Below are 24,511 nucleotides of genomic sequence, written 5' to 3' on the forward strand. Positions count from 1 at the left end.
TTAAGAAATCGTAAACTCATTTGATATCTTTGTCAATAGCTTTGATGCATAAAAATAAAAAGTATCGACAAGGCACTCACCTTTTTAAAGGATTTGTTGCAATAGATAATAATCTAAACGTAATGACAAAATATTGTCCTTGGCTTGGGACAGGAACTGGGTCCCTTAAATGTAGAATAGATTTCTCGTCCGCCCTAAATGATAGCAAAACCTGCTATCCATCGGATACGCCAAGCGATTTGTTCCGTTCTTTAAACTATTTCTAATTAAATAAAAATAGGGATGAAAGCAATCATCTCTAAGACGACTGTTTACATCCCTATTATGAAATCCTTTTTTCGGAAAAATTATAACTAATAAATAGCTATTGGTCCGTAAGGACCATCGATAATTTCTATTTTTGTTTGACGGATTGTCAAGCCAAGTGCGACAGTTCCTCTGAAAAGGATTCGTGAGCGGTTCTCCAACTCAGGCATTTACGTGGTCTATTATTGATGAAGTCAAGAGCGTTTTCCAGAGCTTCATCTGTGATTTGGGCGAAATCCGTCCCTTTGGGGAAAAATTCTCTCAGGAGACCATTCGCATTTTCATTCGAGCCGCGTTGCCAAGAAGAATAGGGATCTGCAAAATACACCCGCACGCCATGAACGGCTTCCAGGCTGGTGTAACAGGCGAATTCCTTGCCACGGTCCGCGGTAGCGGTTTGAAATGCACGGATAGGGTACTGCGAAGCCGCTACTCCAAAGGCAATCTCCATGGATAACGCGGTACGATCAGGCATGCGAATCGCTGTGTACAAGCGAGTCTTTCGTTCAATGAACGTCGCTACGCAGCCCTTGCTTTTCCCACGGCCCGAGACCACCGTATCCAATTCCCAATGGCCGAAGGTTTTCCGGTGACGAACCTCTTTCGGGCGCTGAGAGATGGACTTACCCACTGCAAACTTGCCGCGTGTTTCTGCTGGCTTCTGCCTCTTCCCTTTGTGCCTGAGAACGGCAAGCACACCGTTCACCAGACGGCCTGTATACAGCCAACGATAGATCGTTTTAAAACATACCATCGCTTGACCTTCCTGACGCAAACGCTCTACGATCTGTTCGGGAGACCAGGTCGCCTGAAGCTTTTCTTCGATGCGACTCGCGAGTTCGGGATTCCACTTCCCTGCGGAAACGGAGGCCTTACGGCGATGGACATAGCCCTCTTGAGCGTTCGCCGCGCCGTAGGAGTGTTCTGCTGTATTTCGGCGGAGTTCCCGGCCAATGGTGGCATGATGTCTGCCAAGTTCCTTGGCAATGGCTCGGGTACTTTTCCCCTGCTGGTAGAGGATTTCTAGCTTGCTGCGCTCGATTATGCTAAGATGTGTGTAGCTCATGGTGGATTCTCCTTGTGTGAATGTGGTGTAGGAACCTTCATTCTACACGAATCCGGCCATGAGCCCTTTTTTATTTATTTCCAGTAGGTGTCGCACTTCATATTACAATCCGTCATTTCCAAAAACTAAAGACAAACTAAATTCCAGTTAAGTCTTCTTTCAAACGTCTCTTATTTATTACTGAGCTCTTCCGCCAAACCGATTAGAAGTCCTTCATTTCCACGAATGTAGCATAGTCGATACGAATCCTCGTACTGAACAATTTCGCCAACGAGTTGAGCACCATACTTAGTGAGTTTGGATACCATTTCGTCAATGTCTTCAACGGTGAACATGACACGTAAATAACCGAGGGCATTTATAGGAGCAGTTCGGTGATCTGACATAGTAGGTGGTGTGAGAAATCGCGAAAGTTCAAGTCGGCTGTGGCCATCTGGGGTAACCATCATAGCAATCTCTACAGACTGTGAACCCAGCCCAGTTACGCGGCCAGCCCATTCACCTTCGACAGTAGTTCGCCCTTCGAGCTTCAGGCCAATCTCTTCGAAAAAAGAGATTGAGTCATCGAGGGATTCTACGACGATGCCAACATTGTCCATTCTTAGAAGTTTGTTTTTTCCCATATCTTTTCTCTCCTTAATATGTACAAATTTAGTACCGGATCATCTTCATATTTATTCAATTAAGAATTACAAATTCCTTCCGAACGATTAACATCTTGTCACTTCACCAAAACATCCTAAAATTTATTTATGTTCAACCTCGAAGTTCTGAATGGTCAAAGTATAGGGGCTTCCCGGAGCCCCATAGTTTTGAATCACTCTCGGCTCTTTCAACAAGGCAACTTGTTATCGCAGCGAAACCACTGCTTCACCCTGTATACGCGGAATAAGCAGCGCAATCAGAAAAATAGCTGCAAAGCCTAGTAGTGCAATGACTCCGAATACTGCCTTCCACTCATAGGCGGTAGCCATGATCCTCCCAAGGGGCACCCCGAAAATCAAGAAAGCTGTAAAGCCCATCAGAACTGCTGCCAGCGCACTTCCTTCCTTGCCCGGTCGGGCTAGGAACAGTGGCTAGACGCTTGATGATTGATAATCCTACAAAAAAATCCCCTTCAAAATTAGATATCATCAACTTTGAAGGGGAACGGATACCTTAGCGTGTCCAGTTTGTTTTTCTGAAAAGAAAGAACCTCTTTAAGAAAGATTAAGCTTTACCTTATGACTGGTTAGTCTAACTACAAGTTAAATCTGAATAGATACTGTTATTGGAAACATAAGAGGCTAGAAATCATCTGATTTCTAGCCCTCTTATGTTTACTAAACGAATTCAAAGATAAATTCATGCTTTCAGTTGCAATATCAATACATTGATAATTAAGGAGATTTATGAACCTCTTGACATCTTCATGAGTTAAAGCGCGGACTTAGAGTTAAATCATATTCTTGTTCATTAATATTCTTTACATTACTTACTTCCCTTACCTTCCACGGAAGAACTGAGGCAAATATGTGCGGTTCTGCTCCAGCATTTCATTCAGCATCGCTTCTGCGATACACACTGAATCGGTCAGCGGATGTGAGCTAAGGGCGAGCAGTGCTTTCTCCCTACTTCCCGAAACCGCCGCTTCGATGGCCAGACTCTCATAGGTCTTCACCGCTTGAATCAGGCCGACTGCGGCATCCGGTACTCGTGTAATTGGTACCGGAACAGCGCCGTTCTTCATCACAACGCAGTTCACTTCGATACTGGCATCCTCCGGCAAAAAGTCCAGAGTGTCGCCGTTCATGACGTTTAGCGTTAGAACTTCTCCGCTATCCGTATGAATTGCCTTCATCAGATTGACAGCCGCCTCCGAATAATAGGCACCCCCACGTTGCTCCAGCTGCTTCGGTTTCTCCACTAGTTCTGGCCGCTTGTAAATCTCAAATAGTTCATCCTCAAGGCGCTTGACCATCTCAGCCCTCGTCTCCCCTATGGCTGCGGCAGCCTGCTGCTCCGCCAACATCTCACGGTGAAGGTAAAAATATTTTAGATAATAGGACGGAATGGCGCCAATCGCGCGAATCAGCGTCTCATTCCAAGCAAGCTGCGGCACGTTGCTGGCCGAGTAGCTCCCCCCTGTGTCCAACAACTCCTCCAGCTTTGACTTCCCATCAATCTCGATCCGGCTGATCCAGTGCAGATGATTTAACCCGACAAACTCGCAAAAGATGCGTTCCTCAGGCACCTGATAGAGTGCAGACAGCCACTTGTAGGCGGCGATCGGGGAATTGCATAAACCGATGGAACGTATGCTGGAATGCTTCATGATGGCTTCCGTTACCATTCCGGAAGGATTCGTGAAATTAAGTAGCCAGGCGTCAGGACATAACATCTCCATATCCTTGCATATTTCCAAGAGTACAGGTATGGTACGCAGAGCCTTCATCATTCCCCCGGCTCCGGTCGTCTCCTGTCCGAGCATTCCATATTTCAACGGAATCGTTTCGTCCCATGCTCTGGCCTCCAACAACCCTACTCGCATCTGTGTCGATACATAATGGGCATCCCGCAGTCCTTCCTTGCGGTCCAAAGTTAAAGTAATACTAATCGGCAGTCCGCTTCGTTCAACCATTCGCTTCGCCAGCCCGCCAACAACGGTGAGTTTATGAAGACCTTCCGAAATATCCACCAGCACGATATCCTTAACCGGAAAGCTATCATAATGACGGATGAAACCTTCAATCAGCTCAGGGGTATAGGAAGAGCCTCCCCCAATAACAGCAACCTTTAATCCTGTGCCCATTTCACATTCCTCTCCTTCACGGCAAGTCCTTGGTGCAATTGGTCATATACCGTGGAATCTGGTCTTACCCCGTTCTCATCCATTGCGAGCAGGATGGCACCTGCTGCTGGCTCAAGGGCCAAGATTCGCAACCGGCACTTTGGTGCTGCTGTAGTAACCTGAGACTCGATATACCGAACCACATAATCTCCTTCTCCACGAGTTAGTACGCTGCCAGCCAATACAACATCAAAGGAATCATTGCCCATGCCAAGTTTGTGAATAACCGCACTGGCGACTTTCCCCAGCTCCAAACCTTGCCTCTCCAATATTTTTCTTGCGACTTCATCCCCAGGCGCAGCCTGAAACAGCAGTTTCGCCAGCGTATGTGGAGCCCTTCTTCCATCGTCCAAAAATCGGTGATACATCTCTTCCACGGTCTCGAAGGTAAGCGCCTTCAATGTAAGCGAAGTCAAAGCAGTTGGCTGCTCCCTACCTTCCCATGAACGAATGACTGTCCGAAACACCTCGACAGCCAGTTCACCGCCTCCACCGAAATCGCCAAATTCATAACCGAATCCTCCGATCTGAACCTCCTCGCCTGCAACGTTAACACCATATCCATTCGTCCCGCTTCCGCATATAAGGACGACCCCGTCTGTCTGTCTTGTGCCGGCTCTCATGGCAATGACAGTATCGCATACGATACGGTATTTCTCTAAACCCATTGCGCCTATTATTGGCCGTAAGATGCGGAAGTCCGCCTCACGATCGGCTCCCGCAAGCCCGAATGTAGCGTAAGTGATATTTTCTTTGCCAAGCCCTGCCTGTGCATACGCCTCATCAACGGCCTGGGTTATACTGCTCTCTGCAATGGCAGCACCAAGCTGATGATTGCCGCAGCCGCTGATTCCTCTTCCTAATATTCGTCCCGTTTCGTCCGTCACGACAGCCAATGTCTTGCTTCCTCCACCGTCTACTCCCAAGTAATAGTTCAAGTATGATCTCTCCTATGTCGCCCAGCTAATGAAGCCGCCAGCCAAGACTTTGGGGCGAAAGCTTCGCGCAAAAATCTTAACGAAAGGACTGCTTCCAGCCATGACTTTTATTTCGCTGCTGCCATTTTCGCCTTATTCTCCTGCCATCTCGCTGTTTTGTACTTCAACAACTTGTCATAACCGGATTTTTGCGCATCCGCCTCAGCCTTATCCAGAAGCGAAAGCACTTCCTGATCCGAGGTCGTGGAGCTTATCGCTTTAGCTCTAACTTGCTCATAGATCTCAAACACGCGCTGCGCAATAATGCCTTCTTCCGAATCGCTTGCAGGATCCAGATTGGCATACTCCGTTGTGTTCATCTGCGTCTTCCATGTAATCTCCGATTGCCAGTACGTTTCAAAATTCCGCTTCTCTGGCGGAAGGGTAGACTCGAATTTCATCTTAGAATTGTCCACATAGACCGTGTTGCCGTTCCATTGAAAGTTGACCGTTGCGTTCATCAACTCATCACGACCTTTAGCGTCGCTTGTGAATTTGTCGGTGAACAGCGGCATATCCTCCTCGTCCGTTCCATCCCAATATAATCCTTCAGGACCCCACATAATCGTACGTTGGCCATCAGGACCTGTGAACCAATCCAGGAAGGCGAAGATGGCTTCTGGATCTTTGGCCGCTTTCGTAATGACGCTGACATTCCAGCCCAGCTGTTTATAATCGCCAGGGAAAATCTTGTTGCGATCCAACTCCGCTTTGTGTACAGGCCATACCATGATGTAACCAGCATCCGGGTCTTGCGCTTTAAGCAGATTGTTGCCCTTGGAGCCAAACTCGGTGGGACTTGACGCTACATAAACGGCTACTTTGCCGTTTATAACCTTCTGCTCAACCTGCTCCAGCTTCTGTGTGAAGGCATCCTGAGTGACAAGTTTTTCACGGTACAGACGGCTCATATACTGCAGCAGCTCACGATAGACAGGATCCGTGAACAGGGATACGAGTTGATCCCCTTGTGGAACGGCGATCATACTGTTGAATGTATGTGGGCGATTTTCTGCAAACGCAGATACCATGATGTCCACTCCTGCAGCAGTTTGACCAACCTCCAGCGGAACGACATCTGGATACTTTGACTTCACTTGCTTCAAATAGACGTACAGATCCTCTGGTGTTTCCAGGCTCGGCGAGCCGAGTTCCTCATAAATCTTCTTATTGACAAGATATCCTGCGTTGCCGTTTGGCTGCGTCGTATACCAGTTAGGGAACTGATATAGCTTACCGTCAGGTGAGCGAAGCAATTCGAGCGTAGACTCCCCAGCCCACTTTTTCAGATTGGGGTATTTATTCAGATAATCATCGAACGGGACCAACATCCCCTCAGAACGGAGCTTTTCGACATCCGCTCCACGATCCATCCATATAACATCCGGCAGTTCACCGGCCACGATCATGGTACTGAGCTTGTTCTTGGCGACGCCACCGGAGCTGATCGGCACGACGTCAATCTTTTTATTCTCTTTGATCCACTTCGTCGCAGCATCTGTACCCCAATCCGGCATTGTGTACCAGTCATAATGGCCGTAGAATGAGAATTCCAGCGGTTTCTCTCCCAGTACAAAGGTATCCCCCGAAACTGGGTAATCCTTCTCTTGGCTTGCAGTATTTCCTCCTGAACCCGAACATCCCATTAAAGCCATGACAATGATAAGTGTGACTGACAAGCCAGAGAGAAGGTTCTTTTTCCCTTTTTTCATTATGAGTGCTCCCTTCACGATTCATCTATGGTCAAAGCGGACGCTTAAAGCCTTGGCCGGAATTTGCTTGAATTACTCCTTCAAAGAACCGATTAATACGCCCTTCACAAAATATTTCTGTACGAATGGGTAGACGCAGAGGATCGGAATGGTTGCCACCATCATCGTCGACATGGACAACGATTTGGTAGTTACGGTTTTCATCGCGCTCATCCGGCCCTGTGCAGCAGCATCCATGTTCTGCATCTGTTCCATCATGATATTGGCATTAAGTATCTGCTGAAGCTTAGTCTGAATGGGTAGAAGATCCGTGTTGGATATGTAGATACTTGGCGCAAACCAATCATTCCAGTGATACACTGCCGTAAACAGCGACAGCGTTGCAATGACCGGTCCAGATAAAGGAAGTACGATTCGGATGAATACCCCCCAGTTTGAGGAACCGTCGATACGGGCGGACTCCTCAAGCCCCGGCGGGATTCCCTTAAAGAACGTCCGGAATATGATCATATTCCACACGCTGATAATTCCTGGTATGACCATAACCCAAAAAGAGTTCATCAGACCCAGCTCCCGAATAAGCAAATAGTTGGGTATAAGTCCGCCGCTGAAGTACATCGTTATGATGCAAGTTACCATATAAAAGTTGCGACCCATCAATTCGCGTTTAGAAATGCCATAAGCTAATATGGCTGTTGCCACAATGGAGAGCAGTGTACCCAGCAACGTTCGGAGCACCGAGATGATGAAACCGTCAATCAATCGCTCATCTTTAAACACCACATGATAATTTTCAAGCGTGAATTCACGCGGCCAGAATGTAATGCCGCCCTGCATCGTATCTGTCCCCGAGTTAAATGAGATGACGGCAGCGTTCCAGAACGGATATAGCGCAATGAATGTAAACAAAGCCAATGATACATAAATTATGCCAACAAACCATCGATCCCCATTCGACAGCCTCATATATACCGCTCCCCTTTCTCCCCTACCAAAGGCTGTTCCCCGATCGACGAGCCCAATAGTTGGCTCCGGACAATAACACAACGCTGATGACGGCCTTAAACAGCCCTGCCGCCGTTGCGTAAGAGTATCGGCTGTTCTGAATGCCAATTCGATATACATAGGTGTCCAGCACGTCGCTGACATCTCGCAAAACCGGATTGCCTCCCAGCAGCAATATGTCCTCAAATCCTGCATTTAGGAAATTACCGATAGCCAGAATCGAGAACACAACGATAATTGGCATAATGGATGGAATAGTGATGGAAAAAATCTGCTTCAGACGGCTCGCACCATCAATGGAAGCGGCTTCATAAAGTTGGGGATTGATGCCCGCAATTGCCGCCAAATACACAATGGAGGAGAAACCAATCTCCTTCCACACATTCGTTACCGTCAAAATACTCCAAAAGTACTTTGGCTCCGATAGAAAGTTAATCGGCTCATCGATAAGACTCAGCTTCTGCAGCAGTATGTTCAGGCTGCCATTGTCCACAGACAAGATGGAGATCACTAAGCCCGATACGATGACCCACGACAAAAAGTGAGGCAAATAGCTGATCGTCTGAACAATTCGTTTGAAAGAATGTTTCCCTACTTCATTCAGCATCACCGCGAGCAGGATGGGGGCCGGAAACCCGATGCACAGCTTAAGCATGCCAATGACGAGAGTATTCCGCATAATGGTCCAAAACTCCGGCGTCCCGAAAAACACGTCGAAATGCTTGAAGCCTACCCATGGACTGTTCAGAAACCCTTTGAATAAACTGTAGTCCTGAAACGCCATCAGCACTCCGTACATGGGAATGTAGCTGAAGATCAGGATAAACATCATGGCCGGAAGCACCATAAGTTGAATGTCCCATTGCTTCATAAAGCGGCGCAGGCGACTTTTCTTAACAAGCGGCTTCGTTTTACTGCCGATCTCCATTTGCGGCATTGACATCCCCCCTTTTCAACTTAGTGTTAGATTTATTGACATAGTTATGAGATGCTTGCCACTTCATTGTATCTCCTGACCCAGTTCATTTCTCTGCTAATACCAGTAAAATATAGCACTATATTACTGTTTTCTAAGGATTTTGCTTTTGTGAAGTCTTTGGCGTCATGCCGATGTGCTTCTTAAACAGCCGATTAAAGTTGGTCAGCGTGCGGAAGCCACATTCCAGGGCAATATCCATTATTTTCATATGACCTCCTTCCAGCATCATGACAGCTTGCTCCAGGCGAATATGGATCAGGTACAGCATCGGAGGCATGCCGACTGCGCGTTTGAATATTTCGCTGAACCTTGAAGGACTGAGATAGACAAGAGAGGCCAGCTCCTCCAGCGTCCATGGATGGGCGAAGTTTTGTTCCATAACCATAATCACCTGACGTATTTTCTCATACTGCCTCTCACTGATGAGGTGTTGGCTACCGCAAATCCCCTCTATTCGACACTCCCGATTTACGACAGTCAGAAACTGGAGAATAAGCGAGTATACAACCGTAGTGTAGGAACGCTGCTCCCTCTCATGCTCCAATTGGAGTTCAAGAAGAAGTGACCGCAGCCTGTCCATGGCCGGGTGATCACGGTGGATCAGATTCATGTAATGTTTGTCTATGTCGCGGAACGGGCTGAATAGCTCCGGATCGAATCGGAGGTTATGAATAAACCAGTTCGAATCGAATGTGATGACAGTCATGACAAGATCCTTCGTTTCGTAAGCACAGTGAAGATCATTCGAATTGATGAGCAGCACATCTCCCTGCTGGAAATCAAATTTTTGCCCGTTGATGATGTAGTAGCCCGTGCCGGATTTAATATAATTAATCTCCAGAACATTATGCCAATGAAGCTTTTGATAAGGGATAGTCACACCAATCGTGTCGCCGACATAAACTGGATAATTCTTATTCATTTTCACCTTTTCCTTCGGAACCACTTCTTCCCTCATGATAGTTGGCATTCATAACTCCCCCTACATTTTTTGTAAGCGCTACCAAATACATATCTTGTAAAAAACTCTATCATTTATATTCCATTGTTGTAAATAAAAAAGCTATCCCAAGAGCCACTATGGTATTATCCCCTTTAAGTAGACACTTGAAAAAACCTTCATGTTATCATGAGGGTTCAAGTGACACTTGGAGGGGATATTTTTATGGCCAAAAAAGGACAAACATTTCAGACGTATACCGAAGAGTTTAAATTGAATGCAGTTAGATCCTATGTCGAAGGTTCTTCAAGTTACAAGGTGGTCGCTGATCGCGAAGGAATTCGAAACTGTTCACAACTGAAGGTGTGGGTAAAAAAATGGAAAAACGGGAAAGCGTTTGATGAGCGAAAAAACAATGTTCCGAATCCAATGAAAGGACGTCCTCGTACTGCCTTTAGCAGTGTAGAAGAAGAACGGGATTACCTTCAAGCACAGGTGGATTATTTAAAAAAGCGGTATCCAAATCTAGTAAAGGAGAAGCGCTGAGCCAACGGGAGAACTACGATATCATAGACGAATTGCGCTGCTCGCATGGCATTACACGCCTATTATCGATTACAGGAATACCCCGTTCCAGTTACTACAAATGGCGAGCAACACAGCCGCAGCGAGACGCAAGACAAGACCGTGAGCGTGAGATCAAAGAACACATGATGGCTATTCATTTTGCAAACCGAGAGTTTGGTTATCCTCGCATGACAACGGCGTTGTGGGAGGCTGGTCTGAACGTTAATCACAAGAAAGTATGGCGAATCATGCGGGAACTATCGATCCAATCGGTAATTCGTAAGAAGCGGAAGAAGTCCAGCTATACGCCATCTGTGATTTATCCGAATCGCCTGAAGCGCCAGTTTCATGCGACAGCACCCCAGCAAAAAATGGTGACGGATATTACCTATATTCCGAATGGAAGTACATTTGTTTACCTGTCCGTGATTCAAGACCTGTTCAACAATGAGATTGTAGCTTGGCAGTTGTCTAAACGGAACGATGTTCAGCTCGTATTGGATACGGTGGAACAATGGACACAAAAAAGAGACGTTTCAGAAGCCGTGCTCCATTCGGATCAGGGCTTCCAATACACGTCTCAGGCGTACAACACACGATTAGAAGCATTCGGCGTGAAGGGCAGCCACTCTCGCAAAGCAACCTGCCTAGATAACGCATGCATCGAATCCTTCTTTTCGCATCTCAAGACAGAGAAGCTGTACCTTAACCAGTGTAATTCAGAAGTAGAGATTCGACAAGCCGTGGAAGATTATATGTACAATTACAATTACCGACGTTTTCAAGCCAAACTCAAACAGCGCGCACCGATTGAATATCGATGCGCACTGGCAGCATAGCTTTTTTCATCTGTCTACTTGACAGGGGTAAGACCACTATTGACCCGGGACAGCTTTTTTAAAAGGTAATCCATCTTTCAAACGTCAGTTAGCCGGTTTAAATTTAATCCAATCAAAATAGGCACGTACCGGCATACCTGGGTAATTGAATTTTCCTGTCCATATTTCAGCCGGTCCCGAGCCCGACCACAGATTTACCATAATATAGCCAGGATTGGTCGGGAGCGGTCCACGTGATCCATTCTCCGTGTGGACCAGATTACCGTCTACATACCACTTAATGGATGATGGTGACCATTCGAACGCATAATTATGAAAATCGAGCGAGGCATCAAACCCCAGATTAATGATCGTGCTATGTTGACCTACACCATTCGTAAAATAATTGGTTTCCATCTTCGTCGTGTCTTTGCCCAATATTTCAATGTCGATTTCGTCATTGGATGTACCTATCCCTTGTCCGGAATACGTGAAGAGACTTGTGACGAGTCCTACTCCTGAAGCCGCTTTTAAACGTGCTTCAACTCGGCCATATCCATACTTCACATGGGTCGAATATTCAGCTGAAGCATAATTTTTCCCCGAGCAACTGGCTGGACACCCTGTATTGTCAAGTCGCAAAGCCATAATTCCATTTACGAATTCCTGGTTAACCGCCTTCCAGCCCACTCCGAAATCAGGACCATTAGCCCATCCATCTGAGGTATAGAACAAATTGGGATTCACGCCGTTTAACGGTTCGTTAAAAGCAATGTCAGCCGCCGACGCTTGAATGGGTAACAGCATCGCGCATATCAGGCCACTTGTCATTAGCACGGCCGACATTTTCTTTCTAAAATCCATTAACTTTTTCATGAAAACACCTCTTCCTTGGAATGTAATTAAGAAAACATAAGCACGACAAGTTATGCACTTCTGGGATTCCGGAATGAATAATTCCATCCTGAATCATCTTCATACTACATGTAAAAATGTAGTAAATCTCAATCATTTCAATGATTAAACTGCACTATTTAACGGTTTTTCTCGTCAGTCCATTTAGTGAAAAGGCTACAAACAGCCTATAGTTCCTTCCTGTCACGGCCTTCTTCAGCCTCATTATCTAATCTTAGGTAGCGATGTGCGATAGTATTTAGCAAATATTCTCGGAAATCTGTTCAGATTGGAGTACTATAGTGACGCTATTGCCAATGAACTGTCCTGCCGGCTAGTTAAACAAGAAGACAGCCGATCGTGATCGGCTGTCTTCTTGTTTTTTTGCGCTATCGTTTCCTCTTAGCTTAATGAGGTGTGTTGCTTTATTTCTTGTATCATGAATTCAACGAATGCTAAAAAATTTGTAATTCAACAATGCTATTATCTATCTGTTTCTCTTTTATCTTAGTTAGGATCCATATTTCGCATCATAAGCACTTGCTCAACATTTGATGTGAAACCTAATTTTATCAATAGATCGTTCAAAAGTTGATTGGATTTACGCAGGTTAGATGTCCCTCGTCTGCAAACATAGTCTAACGGGGCGAACAGTTCACTGAGAGCAAGCTTATAAATCTCCTCTGCATCTTCCCGCCCTGGAAGGACCTCACATTGATAGAGCGAGATGGTTACCAATTTACCCTCTTGATCAAATGTTCGCTTATACAATGCATAGCATATAGGCTCACTATCTTGTCTAATGATTATAGATTCACCCTCCTTCATACTAGGCCATTGTGTCTGCCAAGCAGATAAGCCTCGATAGAAGTCTAGCGCACACACATCACGGGGCAATCCTTTGGTGATAGAAAAAGGATGCGCAACAAATCGCTTCAGTAATTGGGGATCTATTGTACCCGTATGTTGTAAAATCATTAATCGATCCGTAATTTCATACCCCACATACTGATATAGCTTGATCGCACTCTCATTCTGAGTGAGCGCTTCAAGTAACGCAAGCTCCACGCCTTGTTCTTGGTACAATTTAAGATTTCTTAACATGAGCGCTCTGCCAATGCCCTGACCTCTAAATGCAGGCGCAATACCTGTCCCTCCGTTCCATGCCACTTTCTTTCCATCTACGTCACGAAATCCATTCATGACAAACCCTGCAGGTTCACCATCCACATAAATAGCAAGTGAATTCTCCAAGGAAAGCCCTTCGTTAACAACCCTGGTCATCAAAGCATCAATCGTCATAACCATCTGGATAAAATAGCCCTCGAATCCCAGATTCCAAATACGTACATTTTCCTCGATCGATAGCTCACTTAGTTTCCTAAACGTCATTGTCATAAGTATGAACCTCTCTTTACTTCATTTAATGTGATCATTTTCGTATTTTCGCCCAACCTATATATGCATTCTACTTTAACCGCTCGACAATAAAAAGTAATGGAGCCTGAAGGCCCCACTACTTTTATTTCGAACTTCAAATTAATCTGTTGTAGTTGGACAATAGTTGATGCATGACTATTTCGGCCATATCTTCGGGGGCGCGTTTGTTATTCTTAATCCACTGGTCTATTGATCTTAATTAGCGCTTCAATCAGTAGAGTGTTACTCGACCAGAACGTACAAAAAGGTTTGCTAAAGGCCCGCCCTGGTAGTACGTCATACTGTGTTTGGGAATCCGATGAAGGAACCCCCTTCTCACGATGTATACTATTATATCTTCGATAAGGCCAGATGCCTCGCAGAACATATATGAATTTCTTTGACGATTATGAGAGAAGAACCTACAATAACACCCATTATGATCAATTCGATAAGTTTTGCAGCTCTCTGTTATTTGTGAATTCAGGCAAATTTCTTGTCTCGTCACGGAATAAGAACTTAATATTATGTAGCAAAAAGGACGGCTTCGCCGTCCTTTTGTACCTTATGGCAACTACAATTGAAGGAAGTTCACTAGTTACTCTGCTTCTTCTGTGCAACAATGATATATACGGGTTGATTAGCAACTTGTGTTGGTGGATGAAGCGTATCAATAACTGAAAAACCAGCCTTAACGATTTCTTCCTCCATCTCCTTCGAAGAAACCCTTGGAGCATTAGTCATTTCCGTCTTCTCTAATTCAATGCACAAAAAGATCCCTTTGTCTTTTAAAACTCTGTGGATTTCATCCAACACCAACGAAAGAGGTTGAACCTCGTGCAAGGAGATTGAAGCAACAGCTTTTTCGAATCTTGCGTTCTCTAATGGCATTTCTTTAAAGTTTGCAGCGGTTGTTTCAATATTGGTTATCCCTTTTTCCTTAGCTTTTACCTCTAGATACTGTAAAATATCATAATCGTAATCAAACGCAACTACCTTTTTCACATATTTAGCAAAAGAAAAGCTTATATAACCTGTACCGGCTCCAAGGTCTAATAGTTCGTCCTCTTTATTAAGTTGTATAAACTCAAATAACTCCTCTGCTGGGAACCTCTCAATACTCTCCAAGCGCTCAATTTTTCTTTGTAGTTTTGGATTCATTTTTATACTCCTTGTATAATCGTATTTGTAAGAATATTTGGTTTTTTTCCAGCTGACGCCAGGATAGATCTCAGTCCTGCATGTGGAACTACAGGATCCACAAGTTCTGCACATTCTGACCATTTGAAATTATACCACTCGGTTCACATTAAAGATATTAATTATCTTTAATAACTATATTATACGGAGTAAGATTTGTAAATAGCAATGTTTAATACAGCACCGCCCAGTTGTTGTACACCAAAAGATCTCTTCAATAGTGAAGAGATCTTTTGGTATTCACATATAACAACAACAGATATCTAAATCCCAAAAATTCAATTATTCGCCTGCTTACTACATACCAATACAAAATGAGGATGGTGATTTTTGTTTGTCTGTGATATAAATCTATTGCTCCCACCCTCACATATGAAATCATGCAGCTTTAACGCTATTCTTCAGAAAGTGTCGGTTCACCTGGCGCCTCATTCGCAAGTAGCTCCAAGCCATCGGAATGCCGTTCGAACTTCACTGCATCAGCCCTTGTATAGATCATATCAGCAGGAAGCGTTGGCGGGTCTACCGTTGTAGGAGTAACTCTGGTTAACCGAACGTACTCGCTACCGTCTCCCGTAAAGTCGAACGTTCCTAGATCAACCCAACCTGATGAGCCGGCCGTTGCATCGATATAGGTGACCTCGGTACCAGTCTTGTGCTTCACTTCCACTTTGACATGATTATCATTTCCCGTCGTATGGACGAGCTTATAGATCGAGACCGTATATTTCCCCTCTGGAAACTGGCCTTTCCACGTTGCGGATGATCCTTGAACTGTAGAATAACGGGATTTAACCCCAATTTTATATCCTGCTAAATTACTTTGGCTCCAAGACCCTTCTGTCGTGTATAACCCAGTTGTATTTGTACTATCGACGATAACCGTTAGGTCTTTGATCGTGATGTTCAAAGGCGGTGTGGTTAAGGTCACTCCGTCAATCGTAACAGTAGCCCATACCTCAATGTGATTCGTATCCCCATCGAGATTGAGAAGGGTCAACAACCCATTGCCATCCACTTCGGCCAGATCCGTACGATCAACGAAATACTGCACATTGGCCTGTGTTAGATCACCGATCAAACCGTTATCCAAATAGCCGGTTACGCTCAGCTGTGCGGTTTGAGTCATCTGCAGCTCGTTCCGATCGGACAGGATCACAGCAGATTCCAATTGCGGTGTCCGGTTCGCGTCCACCCACATGATCGCATCGGCAACAACCCTGGACTTGTTGGCCTTGTTGGTTAGTTCCACGTATCCGCTATCGCCGGCAGCAAACGGATAATCCCCTAGGTGCACCCAAGTACCATTCGCTGTTGTCTCATCAACAGTAACCGTCTCGGAGCCCCCGCTATAATAAACGGTAAATGAGGCATTCGTTGTCCAATTTTCACTCGCAGCGGTAATTTGCGGAATCTTGTAATACACACTGTAAGTGACACTTTCCGGCAGCTCAGGCCGCCATCTCATTTTACTTGTTGCTGCGCCGGTCGTAGATTTAGCATACACATAGTTATCATAGTAATAGTTGTCAGCCGTCGTATCCCTTATCCAGACGCCTTCTGTCTCCGCCTCCGTATTATCCACTATGATAGATGAACTCTCCTGCCCATCGGGTTGGACTGGAGTTTCCGTAACCTGATTAGGCAGATAAAGTGTCCGCTTGCGGGTCTGTTTCCCCTCTGATTCCACGTAATATGTGAAGGTTTGGGATAAATCATTGACCCGTATCGACCATTCCATCGGGTATATCGTATCTGGGATGGTCGTGTACGTGGCCCCGCCATCCAAAGAATAATGGATTGTCGCTGGTTTCGTCGTTTTGGCCTGCACATATGCATCATAGACCGTTTCGTCGGGCTTAACCATCAGCATGCCTTTAACCGCATCAATTGGACTGTGGGTATCAAAGAAATAGCTTGCATCCGATGTATCAGCCGTTCTGACCTGATGCAGCGGCACATTAATGTTAAGTCCTTCTACAATGATCGCTGTGATGCCCTTGCCTGAAACCGTCGCTTGAATGATTCCACCACTCATAACCGTTTGCTCTGGTGTACCATTGTCGCGGATGATCGTTACGGTATAATCCTGTGCCGGGTTGAATCCAATGATATGTTCATTCAATTCGATCGGAGTCTGAACTTCTTCTGACGATGCATTGCTTAACCCGATGTAGAATTTATCCCCGCTCTCACCCGTTATCCAGTTCAATTGAGGATGGTTGGTCTTAATAATTCCCTTGGGCATCCAAAGCCAAACGTCGGAAAACCCATAAAACTGACCTGGCTTATTCCCATAGAGGTGATATTTGAACCATAAAAAATTCGTTTCAAAAACGGAAGGAAATGAAATACTCCCGTTTGATTTCAATGATTGCTCGCTAATCAAATAATCCATCGTTTGCCCGAGCTGCCCCGGAATATGGTGATAATAGATGGATGTAGCCCCGCTTGGGCCTTCCAGAGGGAAGTCCGGTTCGAGTTGGCTAACGGCGAAGCCTTTATAGTAATAACCTGGATAACTGGAATATCGACCAATAACCGCATTGTGAGCGATATCCTGCAGCAGTTTATCCCCTGTATAGAGCGACAATCTCAGCATGAACGGAGCTTCCTGAGCATTCATCCGATAATAGCCGGTTGTACTTCCTGCTTCAAACGTCAATCCGCTCGGTGAAACAAGCCAACGTTCCGCTTGAACGCCTCCGGCAATATCTTCTGGAAGCTTCAGCCTAGGATATTGAAATTTACCACTTTCCGGCCAATGGAAAGACTCCGCGTAATTATACGTCTCAGGCTGAGGAATCGTAACGTTACCTTCAGGAACTGGACGAGCAACGAACATGGTTGCATACCGTTTGGCTTCTTTGTATGCGGCATTCAAGTATTTGGGATCCTGAGTTTCCTCATAGAGCTCCAAAATCTCCATCCACAGCTTGCTATAATAATAAATGAACTCATTTTTACTCACATCCACGGTTGCAGGCGTATCGATATATTGCAAGATATAGCTGTCGGCTGCATCCTTGGCAGCTTGTAGATACTGTGCCTCTCCCGTCATGCGATACATCATCAGGGGCTGAATGACGGGCCCCCGGTCTTTCTGGTCAGGGTCTCGCATGAGGTACTCTTCCTGTGCCAGCGCTCCAATTCCTGCGGAAGTGCCCATCATCTGATTGACAGCGGCTACGCTTGAAACATCGAACGGCAGAGTAGCCATTTTCCATAACGAAGGCACACCGTATACTTTCTTCTGCGTCGGCGACCAACCGATACCATTTCGCGATACGCCATACTGGACGGACGGCAATGCTCTCGTATCGTAAAGCTGGTCATCCCCCGTCAAATAGTAAGCCCCCAAAAGAACCGCATTCGAGCTTGTTCGGACGCTATCCTCGTTTTCGATATCAATAAAGCCCTTGGCACGGCTCCACCACCCGCTGGGTGACGGGACATAATTAACAGAGTCATCCCCTTGCGGCTCAATCTTAAGCAAATCGATCATATTGAACATCGCGTCAGTAAGCGACTGATCTGACACATTTTCGCGGTATGCCGAATAATCGTACTCATTGCGAAGAATATCCGAGTAGGAATCATACAGATTGCTTTTTTGAGCGATTAGCCCCATATGAAATTGATAAGTGCTCTCTGCAGTCATTTGAGAATAAGTCCCTAATTGAGGCGCATACAGGATGGGCTGCACACTGCCTTCATTGTTGACCAGACTCATGCCAAGCCGTTGTTTCGTAACGCCTCCCGTCGGTTCAAATTCAACCGGAAGCTCTGCCGAAGGTACAAATAAGCCATACGTTAATGGATTTCCCGAACCATCATTCTTCTCAACCAGGCTCATCGGAGCGCTCAGCTCTCTCAGGCTTGTTGATTCCACCGTACCTACCATTTTGGCATGAGACCGGAATCCATTTAACACTTCATTGATGCCCGAGACTGCCTCTGTTGTGAAGGACTGATATCCAATCACATAATTGCCGTCGCGGCGAGGCGTAAAGGCAAAAGAAACATCTGGTTTCTCCCCTGCCATGGACCAGTTCACTTCAAAATCGTAATCACTGCCATGCGTAGAATCGGTTAATACCGCCGTCTGGCTGTCGGGAAAATGGACCCCGTCGAATGTAATCCAGCGTTTGTTCATCGTATCGTAGTAATTGGTTCGGCTGCCGGCATTCCCATCCAATAAAACCCATTGCTCCTCAAGTCTTTCCGACACATTATTGATTGGCGTCCAGTTTCCCGTGTCCGTGTTCTTGTAGAACATGTCACGAACGATGGATTTGCCTCCATCCCATTCTGCCTCATAGAAGGTCGCCTTATAGTTAGCGTTTTCGACGCTGCCTTTTTCCGTGTAACTGAGATTCGCTAAGGTGCGGCTCCGCAGCGGGGGCAACGGTGGTGCTTGCTGCCGGATATTCCCTTCGAACTTGACTGCATCTGCCCTAGTAATAATTGTACCCGTCGTAGGTTGCGTTCGAGTCAGCCTGACAAATTCGCTATCATTACCACTAAACTCATACTCCCCCAGATCCACCCATCCAACCGATGGTCCTGACGAAGGTCTTAGATCCATAAACTTGACATCCGTTATCCCGTTATGAACAATCTCAATCTTCACGTTACTATCTGCTTTATCCGCCCAATCCAGCTTATAGAACGATATTCTCGCCGTCCCTGCTTCCAAGCGCGGATTCCATGTGATAGTTCTATTTACGGCATCCGTATATTTGGAACTGGAATTATTGTATCCCTTTACTCCTGAGCTCGTGGTCCAATAAGGAGCAGAGAACCCGTTATTGACGTTACCTGAATCAACAGTGACGACATTATCAATCGTAAGGCTTCCATCATCAATGATGATCGTCTTATGCGGATCTTTCTGCCTTATATTTCCTTCGAATTTGACCGCATCAGCTCGCGTAAGGATCGTGTTCGTGGTGCCGGTAGACCGGGTCAATTTAACGAATTCTTCACCAACTCCAGAAAAATAGTACTCTCCCAAATCAACCCACCCTGCTGGAGCGCCAGATGAGGGTCTTAGATCCATAAAGACTACATCCGTCGTTCCATTATGAACGATTTCGATTTTTACATTACTATCTGCTTTATCCGCCCAATCCAGCTTATAGAACGATACTTTCGCCGTTCCTGCTTCCAAGCGTGGATTCCATGTTATCGTTCTGCCTGCTGTACTTGTATATTTAGTGCTGGAAAGATCATACCCCTTTACCCCTGTGCTTGTGGTCCAATTTGGAGCCGAATATCCATTGTTCTCGTTACCTTCATCAGGTGTCACAACATCATTAATCTTAATGCTACCGTCATCGATGATAATCGTCTGATAAGGTAAGGTCTCCGCATAAGCGGCCCTTATTCCGATCAGGCTGGAAGGAACTACTATCGTCAACATGAAAACGATGAATAAAAACAGCTTCCTTTTGACCATACAACTCACAGCCTCTCCTATTAATGATAACGCTTCCAAAACAAGATACCTCTTTGCTCAAATAATCGTTAAAAAGCAATTAACCTTAGCTATCTGGCTAATCCTGTTCTATCATTTTTATCTTAGCATGCCATATCACCGTGAAATTTCTTTCATTTTAAGAATTTCTTATAAGATTTTAAGTAAAAGGCTAAGTTAAATTCTAATGTTGATATTTGAGCATAAGAAAACCGCCTTGGTGAAAAGGCGGTTTATTAAACATTCGTTCCCCATTAGTGGAATCAACAGTATAACCAAAATTATTAAAACTTACGTTTATGATAGGGGATACCATCGCCATCTTCACAATAGGATTTGAGACTATAAAGGAAAATGGCCCAGTTGTAGTTACAGGAGCGATAAAATGGCGTTACTTCTTTCCAGTTCATATGACGCAAAGTAATAAAAGACTTCCCGTTCTTCTCTTGAATATCAAAGGAGATCATCGTGCCAATCCATTCTGGATCTGAATCTATACACTGCCAAACGACTTTTTTATTCGTGATCAATTGCTCTATTCTCATCTTCGTTATGTCATTGCTGCCAAATCGAAATTCATTAATAAAGCCAATCTGATTATTAATAATGAGTTCATTGGTCCATATTTCCGACAGTCCTTCAGCGGTGGTTAAAGTTTCATAGATCTTCGATGCTGGAACATGTACGGTTTGCAAGTGCTCGATATTGGCCATCCTTTACTCCCTTCTAACTTCAATAATTTATTTTTAATGCTTATGATAACATATGAAGAATATATTAGTTTCTTTTGTCTTCAAGCGGCTATGATGTAGGTTTTCCAAGTAAACAAAGCTTCATGATCCATTATAATGGCGGCTGCACCAGTAGCAATTTCCCAAGCTGAATGACCGTTTGATCATACCAAGCTGAATTCTGCCGAACATGTTCCATACTTCTCTCATTGCCACTTGCTTCAAACACGGCCGCTTTGTCTGTCTTCTTGTGATCGATTTCGAAGCGAACCGTATGTTTCCCGTTCGGTAGCTCCGGTAAGAAAACATATTGATTTCGATTATGATCGTTATATGATGTGAATCGATCGATAAGAAAGGGTTCCCCTCCATCCACCGTCACCTTCAATCTGCCGGAATCCGGCCCCCCAATATCGAATAATCCGATATGGGTTCCCTCAAATTCCACTGTGATCGTCTCTCCGGGATCGACTGCTCGCCATAGACCGGGGAACAACCATTCATACTCGCGCACTAAAGCAAAATCATCAGGGGTCATGTAAGACCACCCCGCAGAAAAATGAGTAAGACTATCCAGTGGCAGCATGGTTGCATACTCCCAAGGATTGGCCGGGACCAATGGGTCCTGCGGCAAGTGATGCTCGACCTTTCCCACGTGATCTCGAAGTTCGCTCATTTTCTCAAATGACCGGGTGATTGTATCCGTGTAGATCTGGTGTCCTTCGGGAATCGTTGGATGGATCGAATCATGCGTAAAAATAACGGCTCCGGGAATAGATACGTCTTCTCTTAAGGAGAAAATGAGCTTTCCATCCAAAACCAATTGACTGACTGCTACGCCCAGATGAATCGAAGGAATGCCGTAATAGTCGGCGACTTCCTCTTGCATACGAGCGCCCTTCTGGTATTGTCCGGATTGAAATGAGGTCAAATCCCGTTCCTTAACCGTATACACAAACAGGATATCGGTAAACCGGCTGTGCTTGCGAATCTGTCGGACAATGCCTTCGATTCGCGCTTTGGATTCGGGAACTCCGCCATCGTTTCCAACAAATTCAACAAATACGAGATCAGGCTGATGACGCAGTACATCTGTCTCCAAACGGGCGCAGCCGAGGTCCGATCCTGTCCCATCAATGCCTGCATTCACAGAGCGGATATCCGCATTGGGATATTGCCCTCGCAGCCAATCCGCCGTCATGACCCTGTATCCTTTAGAACGTGTATTACTGCCGCCAAAATAGACAATTGTTACTGTTTCCCCATTTTCCAACTTTTGAATGACATTAGGCAGCCCTCTTCGAGGGAAAAATTCCTTCATCGTGACTTCACCCGCCCTCACTTAGCGTTTTTAGGAGCAAAAAATTTTACAGCAAACACTTCATAATAAGGCGAACCATACGTTGCAGAGAAATCAAACCGGATTCGGGTTACACCTTTTGCATGCACTTGATGTTTGCTCAACGAAAGATAATTACCACGGATATTAATTTCACTCTCGGTTCCGTCTTCTAAGGTTAAGGTCACATCATAATCCTGAATCAATGGCTCGATCGGATCGTCGAAATGCTCCAAATTCAGCTGCGAATTGAAAACAAGATGGATTTCATCCAGATTCTTGGGGCTTGCAAAACCAAATTCCAACCATTCCTGCCCTTCCGAATGTTCCGAAATCCAGCCGTTCGGCAGACCATAAGGTCTGGAGAAGCCGTTGACGACATTTGCGGGATCATACATATCCTGGGATGGTATCAGATCCTTGAAGCAAATGCTTCTGTTAAATTTCTTCAATCTGGACGGCTCTTCAGGTCTATAATAGAAGCTCACTGTTCCTGTCATTTTTTCTTCATTGCCATATACGCCAAGGCTCGCCGTACCTTCCAATACGATGTAGATTTTGTCGTCAGTCGGCTTTTCGCAACCCAAGTCCAGCGTAATCCAGTCATCGTACCCCGGTGAAATCACCAATTTGTAGTCCTTCAGCTCGCTGGTGGGAATATAGTTTTCCTTCCGTTCCCCGCCAAACAGCTTCACTTGCAGCGTTTCCGAATGCTCGGAACTGTTTTTAATTTTGATCTGCACGCTTTCAGCCACGGATGTCTGAATCGGCAAGACCAAACATAATGCTTTCTCCAAGGAGACCTCTTCGGTTGGATGAAGATGTTCATAGCTTCGCTGAGACGAGGCACGAATCGTTAATCCGTCAGCGAAATAAGGGTCCAACTGCTCCTGAAGCCCTACAATCGTTTGCCCGTCTCGAAGCAGCTGCGTCTGAAGCTCATCCATATGCGCTTTGACGATGTCCGCGGGGTCTGTCTCATATTTTACGCATAATGCAGCAGCCGTTCCTACCGCCTGCCCCATGCAACCACAAGTTGCCATCACCCTTGTGGAGCCGAAAGCCACATGGGTAGCGCTTATATTGCGGCCAGCGAACATGAGATTGGGAACGTTGCGTGAAAACAAGCTGCGGAAAGGGATATTATACAATCCCGGTACGAAATTCCACGCTGTAGCCGGCCCCTCATCGTAGATGCCTTTATTCGCATGCAGATCCATATACCAACCTCCGACGGATACAGCATCTTCGAAATGAGTCTTTTCTGTAAGATCGTTCTGAGACAGCATATGTTCGCCGATAAACCGCCTCGACTCCCGCTTTCCCGGAATCGGGCATACATAATCCAAGATGAGATTGTCTACATCATCAAACTCGCCGCTATTTTTGATATAATCCCAGATTCCGTACACCAATTTCCGCAATTCCAATGCGATGTCTTCATTATTCTTGATAATATCCATATGGCCGCCGTATTCCAGCCACCACAATCCGCCAAGTCCATTGATTTTCCTTGGAAAAGACCGATGGTTTAATCCTTTTCTGATACTATCGAAAAACTCCAGCTTCGTAATATCATACGCAAAGCCAGGCCTTTTGTAAGGAACGGAATAGTTTACGTCACGGGCTTGAAACAGAATCGTATCGCCCATGGTGTAATGATCTGCCACTTCTGGAGCAAGCTCCTCCTTGTATTCATGCTTCGCCTCTCTTCCCCATCGGAAGTCAGCACCTGCTTGGTATCCAACAATTCCATCCCCGGAGCAATCGATATAGGTGGGACTTTCAAAACGAAATTTTCTTTCGGAAGCCAATTGAAGGCCCTCCACCCATTTAATTCTGCCGTTCTCCATGCCCGTTTCATGTACGCATGTATTCAGAAATAGAGAAATGTTAGGCTCATCATAAACCATGTCGAGCAAGACCGTATCCGAAAGCGAAAGCATAAGCTTCTTGTTGTATAACGGATTATAATGAAAGATCTTCAGCTTGAGTTCTTCTATTAGCCCGCCCTCGCGAGCATAATAGGATGGACTGTTTCCGAGATATGCCGACCCGTTGATATGAACCCTGACCTCGCTGCTCGCATTTCCTCCAAGCACCGGGCGATCATTAATAAGTGAAACCTGCAGCCCTTGGCGTGCAGCTGCAATGGCAGCGCATATCCCGGCAATTCCTCCACCTACGACGGTTACATCTGCTTTTATAAGCTCCATTTTGATAACCTCCATGATTAGATGCTTCTATCA

Annotated in this window: 18 protein-coding genes; 2 read left to right on the forward strand and 16 right to left on the reverse strand. The window is 45.5% G+C overall.

Annotated features, from left to right (window positions below; translation table 11 throughout):
* Positions 1 to 415: 415 nt before the first annotated feature.
* The 9 genes from RS891_RS16830 to RS891_RS16870 all read right to left on the reverse strand — a co-directional run bounded on the left by RS891_RS16830 (position 416) and on the right by RS891_RS16870 (position 9,845).
* Positions 416 to 1,372: an IS30 family transposase gene (locus RS891_RS16830; protein ID WP_315792474.1), complete on the reverse strand. Its 957-nt coding sequence runs from the start codon at positions 1,370 to 1,372 to the stop codon at positions 416 to 418.
* A gap of 170 nt (positions 1,373 to 1,542) precedes the next feature.
* Positions 1,543 to 1,995 carry a VOC family protein gene (locus RS891_RS16835; RefSeq protein WP_315792476.1) on the reverse strand — a complete coding sequence of 151 codons (453 nt, stop codon included), beginning with the start codon at positions 1,993 to 1,995 and terminating at the stop codon, positions 1,543 to 1,545.
* A 225-nt stretch (positions 1,996 to 2,220) separates the two neighbouring features.
* Positions 2,221 to 2,346 carry a hypothetical protein gene (locus RS891_RS16840; protein ID WP_315792478.1) on the reverse strand — a complete coding sequence of 42 codons (126 nt, stop codon included), beginning with the start codon at positions 2,344 to 2,346 and terminating at the stop codon, positions 2,221 to 2,223.
* Positions 2,347 to 2,855: 509 nt separating this feature from the next.
* Positions 2,856 to 4,163, reverse strand: coding sequence for a 6-phospho-beta-glucosidase (locus tag RS891_RS16845; protein ID WP_315792480.1), 1,308 nt, complete (start codon positions 4,161 to 4,163; stop codon positions 2,856 to 2,858).
* Positions 4,148 to 5,140 (reverse strand): N-acetylglucosamine kinase, encoded by a 993-nt coding sequence (locus tag RS891_RS16850; protein ID WP_315792482.1) that lies wholly within the window; start codon positions 5,138 to 5,140, stop codon positions 4,148 to 4,150. Before RS891_RS16850 ends, RS891_RS16845 begins: the two co-directional genes overlap by 16 nt.
* A gap of 107 nt (positions 5,141 to 5,247) precedes the next feature.
* Positions 5,248 to 6,891 carry an extracellular solute-binding protein gene (locus RS891_RS16855; RefSeq protein ID WP_315792484.1) on the reverse strand — a complete coding sequence of 548 codons (1,644 nt, stop codon included), beginning with the start codon at positions 6,889 to 6,891 and terminating at the stop codon, positions 5,248 to 5,250.
* A gap of 72 nt (positions 6,892 to 6,963) precedes the next feature.
* The gene (locus RS891_RS16860; protein WP_315792486.1) at positions 6,964 to 7,857 is read right to left on the reverse strand and encodes a carbohydrate ABC transporter permease; all 894 of its coding nucleotides are present in this window, start codon (positions 7,855 to 7,857) and stop codon (positions 6,964 to 6,966) included.
* 22 nt (positions 7,858 to 7,879) lie between these two features.
* Positions 7,880 to 8,824: an ABC transporter permease gene (locus RS891_RS16865; RefSeq protein ID WP_397333821.1), complete on the reverse strand. Its 945-nt coding sequence runs from the start codon at positions 8,822 to 8,824 to the stop codon at positions 7,880 to 7,882.
* Between the two features lie 142 nt (positions 8,825 to 8,966).
* The gene (locus RS891_RS16870) at positions 8,967 to 9,845 is read right to left on the reverse strand and encodes an AraC family transcriptional regulator (RefSeq protein ID WP_315792488.1); all 879 of its coding nucleotides are present in this window, start codon (positions 9,843 to 9,845) and stop codon (positions 8,967 to 8,969) included.
* Between the two features lie 195 nt (positions 9,846 to 10,040).
* Here RS891_RS16870 and RS891_RS16875 point away from each other — a divergent pair, with 195 nt between their 5' ends.
* Both RS891_RS16875 and RS891_RS16880 read left to right on the forward strand, forming a co-directional pair.
* Positions 10,041 to 10,361, forward strand: coding sequence for a transposase (locus tag RS891_RS16875; protein WP_315792490.1), 321 nt, complete (start codon positions 10,041 to 10,043; stop codon positions 10,359 to 10,361).
* 23 nt (positions 10,362 to 10,384) lie between these two features.
* The gene (locus RS891_RS16880; protein ID WP_315796124.1) at positions 10,385 to 11,221 is read left to right on the forward strand and encodes an IS3 family transposase; all 837 of its coding nucleotides are present in this window, start codon (positions 10,385 to 10,387) and stop codon (positions 11,219 to 11,221) included.
* Between the two features lie 84 nt (positions 11,222 to 11,305).
* On the opposite strand, the gene bglS is transcribed toward RS891_RS16880, so the two are convergent.
* The 7 genes from bglS to RS891_RS16915 all read right to left on the reverse strand — a co-directional run bounded on the left by bglS (position 11,306) and on the right by RS891_RS16915 (position 24,478).
* Entirely contained in the window at positions 11,306 to 12,076 is a 771-nt protein-coding gene (gene bglS, locus RS891_RS16885; protein ID WP_315792492.1) for a beta-glucanase, read from the reverse strand.
* Between the two features lie 525 nt (positions 12,077 to 12,601).
* Entirely contained in the window at positions 12,602 to 13,492 is an 891-nt protein-coding gene (locus RS891_RS16890) for a GNAT family N-acetyltransferase (protein WP_113056437.1), read from the reverse strand.
* A 615-nt stretch (positions 13,493 to 14,107) separates the two neighbouring features.
* Positions 14,108 to 14,674: a class I SAM-dependent methyltransferase gene (locus RS891_RS16895; RefSeq protein WP_113056436.1), complete on the reverse strand. Its 567-nt coding sequence runs from the start codon at positions 14,672 to 14,674 to the stop codon at positions 14,108 to 14,110.
* A gap of 433 nt (positions 14,675 to 15,107) precedes the next feature.
* Positions 15,108 to 20,174 carry a golvesin C-terminal-like domain-containing protein gene (locus tag RS891_RS16900; RefSeq protein WP_315792493.1) on the reverse strand — a complete coding sequence of 1,689 codons (5,067 nt, stop codon included), beginning with the start codon at positions 20,172 to 20,174 and terminating at the stop codon, positions 15,108 to 15,110.
* Positions 20,175 to 20,476: 302 nt separating this feature from the next.
* On the reverse strand, positions 20,477 to 20,905 hold the full coding sequence (locus RS891_RS16905; protein WP_113056434.1) for an SRPBCC family protein: 429 nt from the start codon (positions 20,903 to 20,905) through the stop codon (positions 20,477 to 20,479).
* 130 nt (positions 20,906 to 21,035) lie between these two features.
* On the reverse strand, positions 21,036 to 22,244 hold the full coding sequence (locus tag RS891_RS16910) for an SGNH/GDSL hydrolase family protein (protein WP_315792495.1): 1,209 nt from the start codon (positions 22,242 to 22,244) through the stop codon (positions 21,036 to 21,038).
* A gap of 17 nt (positions 22,245 to 22,261) precedes the next feature.
* Positions 22,262 to 24,478: an FAD-dependent oxidoreductase gene (locus tag RS891_RS16915; RefSeq protein WP_315792497.1), complete on the reverse strand. Its 2,217-nt coding sequence runs from the start codon at positions 24,476 to 24,478 to the stop codon at positions 22,262 to 22,264.
* Between the last annotated feature and the right edge of the window lie 33 nt (positions 24,479 to 24,511).

Source organism: Paenibacillus sp. BIC5C1 (assembly GCF_032399705.1).
Classification (GTDB): Bacteria; Bacillota; Bacilli; order Paenibacillales; family Paenibacillaceae; genus Paenibacillus; species Paenibacillus taichungensis_A.